General features: G+C 52.4%; 13 protein-coding genes. 12 read left to right on the top strand and 1 reads right to left on the bottom strand.

Going from position 1 to position 13,906, the window contains the following annotated elements:
- The first annotated feature begins 3 nt into the window (after positions 1–3).
- The 7 genes from P0X86_RS24265 (at position 4) to P0X86_RS24235 (ending at position 8,479) form a co-directional block, all read left to right on the top strand.
- Positions 4–306 carry an ArsR/SmtB family transcription factor gene (locus P0X86_RS24265; RefSeq protein WP_009591021.1) on the top strand — a complete coding sequence of 101 codons (303 nt, stop codon included), beginning with the start codon at positions 4–6 and terminating at the stop codon, positions 304–306.
- A gap of 142 nt (positions 307–448) precedes the next feature.
- Entirely contained in the window at positions 449–1,633 is a 1,185-nt protein-coding gene (locus P0X86_RS24260; RefSeq protein WP_096776152.1) for an MFS transporter, read from the top strand.
- 241 nt (positions 1,634–1,874) lie between these two features.
- Positions 1,875–2,915 (top strand): LacI family DNA-binding transcriptional regulator, encoded by a 1,041-nt coding sequence (locus P0X86_RS24255; protein ID WP_096776151.1) that lies wholly within the window; start codon positions 1,875–1,877, stop codon positions 2,913–2,915.
- Between the two features lie 731 nt (positions 2,916–3,646).
- The gene (locus P0X86_RS24250) at positions 3,647–4,606 is read left to right on the top strand and encodes an ABC transporter permease (protein WP_192570954.1); all 960 of its coding nucleotides are present in this window, start codon (positions 3,647–3,649) and stop codon (positions 4,604–4,606) included.
- Positions 4,607–4,624: 18 nt separating this feature from the next.
- A complete protein-coding gene (locus P0X86_RS24245) occupies positions 4,625–5,509 on the top strand; it encodes a carbohydrate ABC transporter permease (RefSeq protein ID WP_036660074.1) in 885 nt (294 codons plus the stop codon).
- A 50-nt stretch (positions 5,510–5,559) separates the two neighbouring features.
- Entirely contained in the window at positions 5,560–7,173 is a 1,614-nt protein-coding gene (locus tag P0X86_RS24240; RefSeq protein WP_090909321.1) for an extracellular solute-binding protein, read from the top strand.
- 34 nt (positions 7,174–7,207) lie between these two features.
- Entirely contained in the window at positions 7,208–8,479 is a 1,272-nt protein-coding gene (locus P0X86_RS24235) for a Gfo/Idh/MocA family protein (protein WP_277746667.1), read from the top strand.
- 94 nt (positions 8,480–8,573) lie between these two features.
- Here the strand turns inward: P0X86_RS24235 and P0X86_RS24230 are convergent, their stop codons facing one another.
- Positions 8,574–9,005, bottom strand: a complete 432-nt coding sequence (locus P0X86_RS24230; RefSeq protein WP_036660077.1) for an Lrp/AsnC family transcriptional regulator — start codon at positions 9,003–9,005, stop codon at positions 8,574–8,576.
- Between the two features lie 126 nt (positions 9,006–9,131).
- Here P0X86_RS24230 and P0X86_RS24225 point away from each other — a divergent pair, with 126 nt between their 5' ends.
- The 5 genes from P0X86_RS24225 (at position 9,132) to P0X86_RS24205 (ending at position 13,780) form a co-directional block, all read left to right on the top strand.
- Positions 9,132–9,890: an MBL fold metallo-hydrolase gene (locus P0X86_RS24225; protein WP_213579449.1), complete on the top strand. Its 759-nt coding sequence runs from the start codon at positions 9,132–9,134 to the stop codon at positions 9,888–9,890.
- A gap of 278 nt (positions 9,891–10,168) precedes the next feature.
- Positions 10,169–11,062: a helix-turn-helix transcriptional regulator gene (locus P0X86_RS24220; protein ID WP_192570958.1), complete on the top strand. Its 894-nt coding sequence runs from the start codon at positions 10,169–10,171 to the stop codon at positions 11,060–11,062.
- Positions 11,063–11,112: 50 nt separating this feature from the next.
- A complete protein-coding gene (locus tag P0X86_RS24215) occupies positions 11,113–11,931 on the top strand; it encodes an NAD(P)H-binding protein (RefSeq protein WP_096776145.1) in 819 nt (272 codons plus the stop codon).
- A gap of 62 nt (positions 11,932–11,993) precedes the next feature.
- The gene (locus P0X86_RS24210; protein WP_096776144.1) at positions 11,994–12,944 is read left to right on the top strand and encodes an ATP-binding cassette domain-containing protein; all 951 of its coding nucleotides are present in this window, start codon (positions 11,994–11,996) and stop codon (positions 12,942–12,944) included.
- Positions 12,941–13,780, top strand: coding sequence for an ABC transporter permease (locus P0X86_RS24205; protein ID WP_277746666.1), 840 nt, complete (start codon positions 12,941–12,943; stop codon positions 13,778–13,780). The genes P0X86_RS24210 and P0X86_RS24205 overlap by 4 nt, the downstream gene beginning before the upstream one ends.
- Positions 13,781–13,906 lie beyond the last annotated feature (126 nt).

The raw sequence follows: 13,906 nt of genomic DNA, 5'->3' as shown, positions 1-13,906 counted from the left end.
CGTATGAAACCAATCGAAGTGTTTAAAGCGTTGTCCAATGAATCAAGACTGGAAATATTGCAGTGGCTCAAGGAACCGGAACAGCATTTTACGCCCCACGAAGGGATTGATATGAGGGAAATCGGGGTATGCGTAAGCCAGGTGACCGAGAAATTGAACATGACGCAGTCCACAGCATCGCAGTATTTATCGATTCTGCATCGGGCAGGCCTGATCAAGACGGAACGCTTGGGGAAATTTACGTATTATAAGCGGGATGAAGAAGTGATCCGGGAAATCGGAGAGTATTTGAAGCAGGAGATATAGAACAGGAACTGAATGTTTCCTTAGAGTAAGGAATATTCAGTTTTGTTCCGCATTACGTATCTATATATTGCGATATGTCTTTTCATTGGTTTAACACATCGACAATTCACGATATGTAAATATAAAATAAAGGAGTGGAATCATGACAGGTTCATGGAAAATTTATGTTTTGGCAATCGTCAGTTTTTTAGTAGGGACGTCGGAGTATATCATATCGGGGGTGTTGGATAAAATCGCGGATTCGTTAGGGATTACCATCACCGCTGCCGGCCAGCTAATCACGATTTTCTCGTTGGTATACGCAATCTTGACTCCCGTGCTTATGGCATTGACGGCTAAGGTGGAGAGACGGAAGCTGCTGGTCTATTCGTTAGGCGTGTTTGTGGTTGCCAATCTTTTGTCATTCGCTCTGCCGGGATATATCCCGTTTGTCATCGCCCGCGTACTTATGGCGATGGGCGCTGGCATGGTGGTTGTCACGGCGCTTGGAATCGCCGCCAAAATCGCGCCGCCAGGCAAGCAGGCGAGCTCGATCGCCACGGTGGTCATGGGCTTCACGGCTTCGCTCATCATAGGCGTTCCGCTCGGACGAGTCGCAGCCGCTGCTTTTGGATGGAAGTCGGTGTTCGGGTTGATTGCCGTCCTGGGGATTCTTTCGATGTTTGTCCTGCATAAGGCCATTCCCAAAACAACAGGCGATGCCCCTGTCCCGCTGCTCCAGCAGTTCGCCTTGCTCAAGAAACCCAAAGTGGCACTTGGTTTGGCGATTACGTTCTTCTGGCTGGGCGGGTATTCCGTCGCCTATACGTACCTGTCCCCTTATCTTCTGAACGTGAGTGGTTTGAACGAACAATGGATCAGTTCAGCCCTGTTTGCCTTCGGCATTGCCAGTCTCATCGGCTCCAAGTTCGGAGGGTTCAGCACGGACAGATGGGGAGTACCGCTTACCTTAATCGGCGGCATGCTTCTGCATATTATTGCTTTAATCGTCCTGACTTTTACCGATGCGGGCGCATCCGTCATGCTCGTGTTTGCCGTACTTGTGATTTGGTCGCTGGCCGCTTGGTCATCCGGGCCCACGCAGCAGTATAATCTCGTCCAGCTGGAGCCGAATTCCTCGGGGGTCATGCTTGGCCTGAACCAGTCCATGATGCAGCTGTCCATGGCGGCAGGCGCGGGTATCGGAGGAATCGCGATCGAACGAATTTCGTTGTCGTCCATCGCCTGGATCGGCGCTGCGGGCGTTGCGATAGCCGCGGTTGTGTCGCTTGTACTGTTCCAATCCAATAAGCAGGAGAGCACGGATCACGCGGCACTCGATGCTTGAAGGCATGACCGATTGTAACAGCCTGCTGCTCCGGGACCTGCGATGCTCCGGCAGCATCGCTGCTGAGACCGGCTTTGTTACTAAAATTCGATAAGGGAAGAAAGCAGTAGCTACGGCTGAGGCCGAGACTCCTCGTACAGCCAAATGGACATCCATTTGACGCCCTCCAACCGGAACGTTTATGCTATGATCAATGATAGCGGAAAATTTGGTTCCAAATTTTGCAGGAGGAGGAGATCGATTGGCTAAGCTTAAAGATATCGCCGAAAGGGTCGGCGTATCCATATCCACGGTTTCGCGGGCCATCAGCAACGATGCTAACCGTCCGGTCAATGAAGAAACCAAGCAGAAAATTCGGGAAGCGGCGCTTGAACTCGGTTATAAACTACATGAACCACCCCGAAGCGTACATGCTTACAATACGGCCGACAAACGGGTTGTCTGTGTCGTCCCCCAACATCTGATGGACGATCACCCGTATTTTTCAACGGTTCTAGCCGGTTTTCATAAAAAAATGGAGGAGCTGGGCCAGCCCCCGGCTATCGTCCGCACATGCGAAGAGGTCGGGGATGCGGATCGGATACGGCTCATGCTGAGGGAGACGGGAGCGCAGGGTATTGTAGCCATCAGCTGGTACGACAAGGAGCTGTTTGAGCTGATGCAGCAGGCCGGAGTTGCCATCATGGGCGTGAGTTTGAATGATGACCGGCTGAACGTCCCGGTAGTAGACTGTGACCGGATCCTATCGGCGAGGGCAGCCGTACGCCACCTGATCGACCAAGGGCATTCGCGGATCGCTTATATCGGAGGCCCCGCATATTCCAAGCAGATGGAAAGCGAGGAACGGTATGTCGGATACAAATTCGCTATGCTCGAGGCCAACTTGGAGGTGCGCGAGGAGTGGCAGATGAACACCGGTTGGAACGTGGATCGAAGCTTCAGTAAGTTGTCCGAGCTATTGGGAGGGCTTCCCAAAGGGCAATGGCCGACGGCAGTTTTTTGTGCAAGCGACATGCTTGCCATTCCAGCCATGCGGGCCGTCGTCGAGAACGGCGGCCGCATACCGGAGGATATCGCGATCGTAGGAATGGATAACATCGATGTGGCCCAGTATACAACGCCGCCGCTGTCCTCCGTATCCGTTCCCAAATACGAAATCGGCAGGGTAGCGGCCAAATCGATTGTGGATTATTTGGATGGCCATTTCCCGATGGCAACCAAGATATTGCTGCCATGCTCATTGATTGTGCGGGAATCCTCCAGATTTACCCGAAACGAGTAAAATATAACTTATCATGTTTAATTAACTGACATATGAAGAAGAGAGAAAATGATCAAACAGCCGTCGGCTTGAAAACCGGCGGCTGTTTTTTGCTGTTGCTCACCAAAAAATAAATCATTTCACGCCAAAAAGATCCAAAAAAGTGTTTGACTTTGCCAAATGCCTATATTATTATGAGTGAAAATCAATGAGGTGTTTGGCGCTGAATCTTCCTTTTTTGGAGTTAGGTAATCAACGCCTGTATCATGCCATTCATATATTTGATTGCGTTTTCATTCCTTTTATATAAAGGTAATATAATGATACAAAATATTCCCCGTAGAGAAGTTGAAGACCCTTCGGTTTGCAAGTTCAAACTCATGCAAGTATCGATATCTATCCAAAATAAATCCAAATATAACATGATATTGTCCAAAAATAATTCCAAATCACTAGAATAACGTCCGACTCCATCGGATTTTGTTTATAAACTCAGAAGGTGTCATTATTTATGACATGGAATTCCTGGAATGCCGCATTGAATAACTGAGCCTTAATGCGGTTGTCGTTTTGTCAGATGACGATAACGGAGCAAAGGAGGGAAATCGTAAACCGAGTGCTTTACCCGCTGGATCCATAGGAAGAGAACACGATCCCCAGAAGGAATCCGGTTGAGCAGGGGGACCATGGAATGTAATTGTTTGTTTTGTTGGCGTTTCTAGATTAACCAATACATACCGAGGTGATGCTCATTGGCAAATACGACCCTGCAGCCCGCAGCAAAAGCGGTTTCCGATACGAAGCGTAAGCGCTTCATGTGGAATCGCATCCTTCGTAATTGGCAGCTTTATGCTCTGATTTCACCGGTCATCGCCTATTACGTCCTGTTCCAGTACGTTCCGATGTACGGCATCCAGATCGCCTTTAAGGACTTTATTGCAACGCAAGGGATATGGGGCAGTCCGTGGGTCGGCTTTGAGCACTTTGACCGATTTTTCAACAGCTATTATTTCTGGCGCTTGATCAAGAACACGCTGGGCATCGGTTTATACAGCCTGGCCGTCGGTTTTCCGATCCCGATTATTCTGGCATTGCTCATGAATGAGATACGGGCCGAACGTTTCAAGAAATTCGTGCAGACCATCACCTATGCTCCTCACTTTCTTTCTACCGTGGTCGTTGTCGGGATGATGATGATCTTCCTGTCCCCCCGTTACGGCATCATCAACCATTTCATTGAAATGTTTGGAGGCCAGCCGATCAATTTCATGACGGAGCCCTCCTGGTTCAAGTCCCTGTACGTGCTGTCGGATGTATGGCAGACCATGGGCTGGAGCTCCATTATTTATTTGGCTGCCCTTGCCGGCATTGACAACCAGCTGCACGAAGCCGCGCGTGTCGATGGTGCGACCAGGCTTCAGCGCATATGGCATATTAACATCCCGGGCATCATGCCAACGATCATCATCCTCTTGATCCTGAACATGGGCAGCATTATGGGCATCGGGTTCGAGAAGGTGCTCCTGATGCAAAACAACCTGAATATGGAGAGCTCCGACATTATAGCCACCTATGTCTACCGAATGGGGATCCAGAATGCCGAGTACAGCTTCTCCGCGGCGATCGGATTGTTCAATTCCGTCATCAATTTCATTCTGCTGGTTGCGGTGAACTTTATTTCGAAGCGGGTTAGCGAAACAAGTCTTTGGTAAAGAGGGGAGCATCGAACCATGCAAATTGAATCCAGAGGGGACCGTATTTTTAATGTCATCAACTATGCGATTCTGATTCTGGTCACCATCATCGTCATGTACCCGCTGCTTTTTGTGCTCAGCGCATCGTTTAGCGACCCGCAGGCGGTTCTGCGGGGCGAGATGCTGTTGTGGCCAAAGGGAGTCAACCTGAATTCCTACGCGAAAATATTCCAGAACCAGGATATCATCAGCGGCTTTACCAACACGCTGGTGTACACATCGCTGGGCACGTTCATCAACCTCACGATGACCATTCTTGCGGCCTATCCGCTGTCGCGGAAGGATTTTGTCGGGCGAAATGCCATCATGGCACTATTGGTTTTCACGATGTTTTTCAGCGGAGGGCTTATTCCGACGTATTTGCTGATCAAGAACCTCGGCATGCTGAACACGCTCTGGGTCATGATTATCCCGAATGCCGTATCCATCTGGAACATCATCATCATGCGCACCTTCTTTCAGCAGTCCATTCCCGGCGAGCTGCAGGAGGCCGCGACCATCGACGGCTGCTCGAACATCAAAATATTGACCCGGATCATATTGCCGTTGTCCATGCCGATTATCGCGGTGACCATTCTCTTCTATGCGGTCGGTCATTGGAATGCGTTCTTCAATGCACTGTTGTATCTGTCGGACAAAGATAAATTTCCGCTGCAGCTCATCCTGCGCGAAATCCTGATTCAGGGACAAACGAACGACATGGTCAAAATGTCGACCGAATCGGCGATCAAGCAGCAAAGGGAAGTGGAGGGCATCAAGTACGCGGTGTTGGTCGTGGCCAATATTCCGGTGCTGGCGCTCTATCCGTTCCTGCAGCGATATTTTGTCAAAGGCGTGATGATCGGGGCCATCAAAGGATAAATTCCTTGCATGGATAAATGGATGGAACACGATAAAGGGGAGGATTACGGATGAAGCTGAAGCAATGGGGAAGTTTTCTGTTGACCTGCATGTTGTCGGTATCGCTGGCGGCGGGCTGCAGCCCGAAGGGTTCGGGCGGAACGGACTCGGCCGATGAAGGGAAAGCCGCGATAAATGAAACGGGATTTCCGATTGTCGACGACAAGATGACGGTGACCGGCTTTGCCGGAAAGTTCTTTGCCAATGCCGACTGGAACAACATCAAACTGTGGCAGGAATATGAGAAAATGACCAATATCAAGGTGCAGTGGGACACGGTGCATAAAGACAATTTGGCCGAAAAACGCAACCTGCTGCTTGCCGGCGGCGATTATCCGGAGATGTTCTATGCTTCCGCATTCCCGAGGGCGGATTTGCTGAAGTATGGCAAGCAGGGCGCTTTTATCCCGTTGAATGACCTGATAAATCAATACGCGCCGAATTTTAAAGCGTTGATGGAGAAATATCCGGTCATCGAGAAGGGGATTACGATGCCGGACGGCAACATTTACGGGCTGCCGACGCTGTATGACCCGGAATTCCGGTCCGTGCTGTACGGAACGCCGTGGGTGAAGACGGAGTGGTTGACCAAGCTTGGGCTTCAAGAGCCGCAGACGCTGGATGAATTCTACGATATGTTGAAGGCGTTCAAGGAGAAGGATCCGAACGGCAACGGCCAGAAGGATGAATATGCTTGGGGTGGCGTAGGAACCGCCGGCATCGTCAACTATTTGCGGGGTTCGTTCGGCCTTAATTATCACGGAACCTCGAACATTAACGTGGATACCGACCCGGCGAGCGGGAAGGTCCGGTTCATTCCGACGGATCCAAGATACAAGGAACTGCTTCAATTCGTGAACAAACTGTATAAGGACGGCCTGCTGGAGCAGGATATCATGTCCGTGAAGAGCACGGAGGTGGACGCTAAAGGCGTGGAAGGCCTTCTCGGCGTTGTCGATAACGTGGACCCGGTCGCCATCTACAACCAGGAGGGTTATGTGGGGCTTCCGGTATTGAAGGGGCCGCACGGCGATCAGATGTTCAGCGCTACAGGCTCCCCGCTGGGGAACATCGGGATGTTTGTCCTGACCGATAAAGCGAAGAATCCGGCCGCGCTGATCCGCTGGATGGATTATTTCTACAGCGACGAAGGCATCCGCATGTTCTTCATGGGCTGGAAAGACGAAACGTATAAGGAAGATGCGGCCGGTAATGTGGATTACGTGGACGAAATCAAGAACAATCCGGAGGGTCTCAACCTGGACCAAGCGGTCGGGCAGTATCTGATATGGCCCGGCGGATATTATCCGGGCTTCGTGACGCAGAAATATTTCAAGGGAGCGGAAGGCCTGCCGACGTCCGTAGAAAACGCAAAGAAAGCCGAGCCGTACGTCATCCCTCAAGACAAGGTCTGGCCGCCGTTTAACTTTACGGCCGATGAGCAGTCCGAGCTTACCGGAATCCAGACCGACATTCACACGTACGTGGACGAGATGCGGGACAAATTCATAGCCGGCAACGAGTCTTTTGATAACTGGGACCAGTATGTCGCTAACCTGCAAAAGATGGGGTCGGAGCGCTATCTGTCCATTTATCAATCCGCGGCCGACCGATATACCGAATAAGACAATTACCAGAACATTAAAGGAGCGACATGAGATGACACAATTGAAAGCCATATTGATCGGGGCAGGCGCGCGCGGCGCCGGGGGGTATGCCCCCTATGCCCTGGACTACCCGCATGAACTGGCCTTCGTGGCCGTAGCCGAGGCCGATCCGGCGCGGCGCACCCGATTTGCCGAGGAGCATGGCATCCCGCCGGAGCGGTGTTACGAAACCTGGGAACCGCTGCTGGCCGAGGCCCGGCTTGCCGATATCGCCGTCATTTGTACGCAGGACCGTATGCACTATGGCCCAACCATGCAGGCCTTGGAGAAACAGTATCACGTGCTTTTGGAGAAGCCGATGTCCCCGGAACCGAAGGAATGCCTGGAGATGGAGCAGGCCGCCATCCGTAACAACAGGCTTTTGACCATATGCCATGTGCTGAGGTATACCCCCTTTTGGAGTGCCATTAAACGCGTGCTTCAGGAAGGGACCATCGGCGAGGTGGCTTCGATCCAGTTGAACGAGAACGTGGGATATTGGCATATGGCGCACAGCTTTGTGCGGGGGAATTGGAATAACTCCGACAAGGCAAGCCCGATGATTCTGGCCAAATCGTGCCATGACATGGATGTGCTGTCTTGGTTGATGGACCGTCCCTGCACGCAGGTCACTTCGTTTGGCTCGCTGATGCATTTTCGTGAGGACCAGGCGCCCGAAGGCTCGGGGGACCGATGCCTGGATTGCAAAGTGGAACCCGTCTGTCCCTATTCCGCTCCCCGGTTTTACTTGAGCGATGAGTACAAGGGCTGGGCAAGGCATTTTACCCAGGAGCTGACCAAGCCGAACATTATTCAGGGGCTTCGCGAGACGGACTATGGCCGCTGCGTATATCGGAGCGATAACAACGTCGTTGATCATCAGGTCGTCAATATGGAGTTTGAGGGCGGGGCCACCGCGATGTTCAGCATGTGCGGATTTACGCATGAACAGGAGCGCAGAATCCAAATTATGGGTACCCGCGGCGAGCTTCGGGGAGAGGAAGGCAAGATCACGGTATACGATTTCCTGACCGGTCAGAAGACGGAGATTACGATTCCTTCGCAATCCAGCGGACATGGCGGGGGCGACAGCGGGATCGTGGCCAGCTTCCTGAGAGAGGTTCGGAGCTATAATGGACAGGAGAGCCTGACGTCGGCAAGCGCCTCCGTGCGGAGCCATCTTATCGCGTTCTCAGCGGAGAAATCAAGGCTGAATCAAGGCCGGTCCATCAATCTGAACGAATATGCGCGGGAATTGATGGCTGAAGAAAACGCGGTAAAATAAACGGAATTATATTTAAATTTCATCATATGAAAAATTCAGAATAGATTTAAAAGAAGAAGCGGGCTGATCCTGGGGACAGCCCGCTTCTTCTTTTTTATTTGACCTGGTCAATGGACAGGCTGACTTTATAATTCCCGTACTTCAGAAGCTCTTCCAGAAAATCGTTCAAATCCTTGGGCGAACCCGCCCGTACCCTGAGCCAATAACAGCCCTCACCGCTGACGCGGTGGGTTTCGGCGACCATGTCGTGCGACTGAATAAAGGACAGGAAAGGAGAGTGAGCCGTATGTAACGCCAAGAACACGGTGACAAAAGCGTGTACGGTCAGACCGATTTTGTCCGGATTCCAACGAAGCGTAAAGCCTTCAATGACACCCAGATCCTGCAGCTTGCGAACGCGGGCCCCGACGGCTTGTCCCGTCAAATGCACCCGCTGTCCGATCGCTTTGTGAGACAGGCTTGCATCCTCGAGCAGGTGCTGCAATATGCGAAGATCGACTTCGTCGAATTCATGAGCGCTTGGCATGCGAATGTTCCTTTCACGATGAAAGTGAGTTCCCCTAATTCCTTTCACGAAGCCGTAGGCAGGAATTATAGCGATCTCTATAATGGGTTTAAGAACCATATTAATTGAAACAAAGGGGAAATGAAAGTGAAACTTCAGCTTATACGTAATGCTACGTTAAGAATACAGTACGCCCATCTTGAACTGCTGGTCGATCCGATGTTTAGCGATGCCAAGGCGAACCCGCCCGTCTTCAACTCCGCGAATGACAGACGGAATCCGCTTGTCCCGCTGCCGTTCTCCATGGCTGACAAGCTCCGTCCGAACGCGGTGCTGGTCACGCACCTGCACCCGGATCACTGGGATCAAGACGCGATCGACGCACTGCCGAAGTCAACGCCGATTCTGTGCCAACCGGGAGATGAGGATACCATATCATCACAGGGTTTTGCGTCCGTGACGGCAGTATCGGAATCCTTGGAATATGAAGGAATCTCGATCATCCGAACCGGCGGCCGGCATGGAACCGGTGAGATCGGCCAGATGATGGGGCAGGTATCCGGCTTTATTCTGAAAGCAGAAGGACACCCGACGCTTTATATAGCGGGCGATACCATCTGGTGCGATGAAGTGGAAGAAGCGCTCGATGCACATAAGCCCGATATGACGGTTGTCAATGCCGGCGGAGCCCGGTTTCTCGCGGGGGACCCGATCATCATGGATGAGGACGATGTGATCGAACTGCTGCGGTATGCTCCATATACGAAGGCCGTTGCGGTCCATATGGAAGCCATCAACCACTGCCTAGTGACAAGAGAAGCGCTGTCCGGTCGTCTGGCAGCTGAAGGCCTTGGCTCGCGAATCGAAATTCCGCAGGATGGCCAATGGGTCGAGTGGAAAGCGTAAAACCGCAACATGTTGCCGTTCGTTATAGCAGCGGGAAAAGCTTGCTGCCATCCGATGGCTTCAGCAGCAGTGAGACCGTCTGAATATGATATAATCTATGCAGGAAGCTCCGTGATACGGAGCTTTTTTTGTTGTCCCGCCTCATCTACTGCTTTTCATAAAAATAATCCCTATTTCAACGGGAACGTAATTTAATCCTGACATGCTAGATGTCAGGATTTATGGTTTAACATTCGATTCAGAAGTCAAAAAGGACGAAAACGCAAGGAGTGTAAACGATGAAGCTGGACCGGCTGCTTGGCATTACGATGGAATTGTTGACCAAAAGAAGAGTGACCGCCACGGCGCTGGCTGCTAGGTACGAGGTTTCGGTTCGCACGATTTACCGCGATGTGGACCTCATCAATCAGGCCGGCATTCCAATCGCTTCCTATCCCGGTGCGGATGGCGGGTTTGAACTGATGAGCGGGTTCTACCTGACGAGGCAGCACTTCTCCGTGGATGACTTTTTGGCTATCTATAATCTCTTAAAGGGCATCGAAGGGACTGTGAAAGGGAGATATACAGCGATCATGAATAAGCTCGGAACCCTGCAGCCTGCCCTGTTGAACGGAGGATGTCATGAACAAATCATAGTCGAGATGAGCACGTCGGAACATGAGCGGACATGGGTCCGGCAAATGTTGAAAGCCATTGAAGGCTCGAACCTGATAACCCTTCATTATACCAGCGCATCCGGCAGCCGCTCAGAGCGGCAAGTGGAGCCGCTGCAGCTGTACTGGGAACAAGGCGTCTGGTATTTGGAGGCTTACTGCTTGCTCCAGCAGTCGAAGCGAATTTTCAGGGTATCTCGCATAACCGGTCTTGAAATATCCGAGAACACGTTCCTCCGAAGAGAGGGCTTGGAGCGGGAGGAGCAAGAGGAAGTGCAGGGAATTGAGGCGCATCTTCGTTTCGATCCGTCCGCCGGTCCGCGGGTGATCGAGCAGTTTCCGGATGCATGCGCCTCCAGCGAGGGATGCTTGGATGTCCAAACCATCTTCTACACCAAAGCGTATGCTGTCTCGGTGATCCTAAGCTACGGTGCCAAGGTGGAGATCCTCTCGCCGCCGGAGCTTAAGGAAGATTTGCTGAAAGAGCTGGAGGACATCCGTAAACGTTACGAACCATGACGCAACAAATATACGCGTACCTTTAATCAACGCACAAGGAGGATTTCCATATGACCATTTTAATAACAGGCGCTACCGGAACCGTTGGAAAACACATCGTGCAGCAGCTTGTGCTGCAAGGAAACGAAGTGAGAGCGATCTCACGCCATCCGCAGCAGGCGAAAGTGCCCGAGGGCGTTCAGATGTATGCCGGCAATCTCAATGACCCGGATAGTCTGATCCCCGCCCTGCAAGGCGTAACCGCGATGCATCTGATCATTTCCAGCGATGAGGCTTACGGAACCCTTCAGACGGATCCGCGGATTATCGAGCTGGCCGAGAAGGCGGGCGTAAAGCGGGTAACGGTATTGGTGGGCTATGAAGAAGGTCCCGTAGAAGCAGCTCTGCGAAACAGCGGAATGGAATGGACCCTGCTCAAGCCCGGTGAGTTTATGGCGAATATACGGACCGATTGGCAGGAATCGATCCGTGACGAAGGCGTTGTCCGCGAGCCGTTCGGCCATGCGTTGAGTGCGAGAATCCATGAAGCCGATATCGCTCGCGTGGCCGTTGCCGCACTTCTGGAGGAAGGTCACCATGGCCAAGAATATTTCCTTACGGGACCGGAGGCCCTCTCGCGAACGGAAGCGGTTCGGATCATAAGCGAGGTAACAGGCAAGGCGATCCGTTTTGTCGAACTGACCGAGGAACAGGCGAGAGAGCAATGGAGAGAGCAGGGCTACGACGAAGAGTCGATTGAGTTTTTTGTGCAAATGGGAAAAAATCCGCCCGAGATCGGTTATACGGTACTGCCGACGGTGGAGGAGGTCACGGGGCGGCCGGCAGCAACGCTTGCCGATTGGGTCCGTGATCATCTGGACGATTTTTAAGAGCGGGCCTTCTTAAGATGATGGAGACCGCGATGATAAAGGAAGAGAAGGGAATGTGATACTTGTCTTACGCCATTGAAACGAAAGGGCTTCGTAAATCCTATAACGGAACGGAGGTCGTTCGAGGAATCGATCTGCGAGTCGAACAAGGAGGGCTCTTTGCCTTGTTAGGTCCGAACGGCGCCGGAAAAACAACCACCATCCATATGTTATCCACCTTGATAAAGCCGGATGGCGGGTGCGCCAGCGTAGCCGGATTTGATATCGTGGGCCATGCCCGAAACGTTCGGAGAAGGATTAGCTTGACGGGCCAGTTTGCGGCACTGGATGAAGGACTCTCCGGTCTTCAGAATTTAAAGCTGATCTCCAGGCTTTACGGTCATTCGGCAAAAGCGGCCCGGTCCGTAAGCGAGGAGCTGATCGAAGCCTTCGGACTCAGCGAAGCGAAGGATCGCGCGGTGCAGCATTACTCCGGCGGGATGCGGAGGCGGCTGGATATTGCCGCCAGTATCGTTACCGAGCCCGATGTTATTTTTCTGGATGAGCCGACGACGGGACTGGACCCGCAAAGCCGTGTTCAAGTGTGGGATGTTGTAAGGTCGCTCTTGAAACGGGGGACAACGGTGCTGCTCACAACCCAATACTTGGAGGAAGCTGATCAACTGGCGGACCGGATTGCCGTGATGGATAAAGGGAACCTGATAGCCGAAGGGACGCCCCGGCAATTGAAGGCTTCGATTGGCGACAGGACGTTAACCGTCCAATTCAACGAGCAGGCCGATCGGGATAAATTGGGTACGTGGTTATACGAGGCGCACGCCCTGACCGTATTGCAGGACGATCATCCGTTGGTACATAAGATCCCGGTGAAGGATGCGATTGCTGCCCATCAGGCCATCCATACGCTGATGGAGAACGGGTTCGCCATTGACTATTTTGCCTTAAGCGAGCCGAGTCTGGATGAGGTCTTTCTGTCCCTGACCGACGCAAAGTCGAAAGGAGGCGCTCCATGAGTGCAAACCAGCATACAGCGACAGCGAATAAGGACGGCTTGCCGACGGTTCGGCGAGCGGTCATCGATCCTCCCTCTATCCTGACGTCGATCCGAATCTTTATGTGGAGAACCTGGCAGCATACCAAGCATAACGGGTTTGGTCTGGTGATGGATGCGGTTCTGTCGCCGGTTCTGCTGCTGCTCATCTTCAGTTACCTGTTCGGCGGTGCCATGGCCGGGTCAACCGGGGCTTATATTCAATTCCTCTTGCCCGGCATCCTGATCCTGACGGTCGTTCCCATGACAGTGTACAGCGGAACCACGATATGCTCGGATATTACCAAAGGGGTGTACAATCGTTTCCGAACGCTGCCCTTCTGGCAGCCCGCATCCGTGATTGGCTCCATCCTTACGGATGGGCTGCGTTATGCGGCCGGCGTTACTGCTGCCCTCGGTACGGGCGTGGCGCTGGGTTTCCGCCCCGAAGGCAGTGCCGTTCAGGTGTTGTGCGCCATAGCCTTCATCCTGTTGTTTGCCTTCAGCGTCAGCTGGATATTTGCGCTGGTCGGCGTCGTGGCCAAGCGGCCGGAGACGGTGTCGGGGTCCAGCATGATCGCGATATATCCGCTGCTGTTCGCCAGCAGCATTCTGGTGGATTCGTCGACGATGCCGAAATGGACAGCGACCCTCATTGATCTGAATCCCGTCAGTATGGCGGCAACCACCGTCAGGGCGCTGATGAGCGGTACGGCAGGCCCGGCCGTGATCATGACCGGAATCGGAGTCTGCGTGCTGTTTATGGGGATATTTGCCCCGCTTACGCTTTATCTGTACCAGACGAAAAACGAGCGGTAACAAGCACAAAAAAACCAGGCCTGCATGAACATGCAGCCTGGTTTTTATCTATGGTACGTAATTTGCAGTCTATGTCCATCGTATCGCTATTTTTGGACCCACGATAAATACACAATACTACAACGG

The organism is Paenibacillus sp. BR1-192 (genome assembly GCF_029542445.1).
Lineage (GTDB): Bacteria > Bacillota > Bacilli > Paenibacillales > Paenibacillaceae > Paenibacillus_AQ > Paenibacillus_AQ lautus_A.
This window is presented reverse-complemented; position numbering and strand designations above follow the sequence as displayed.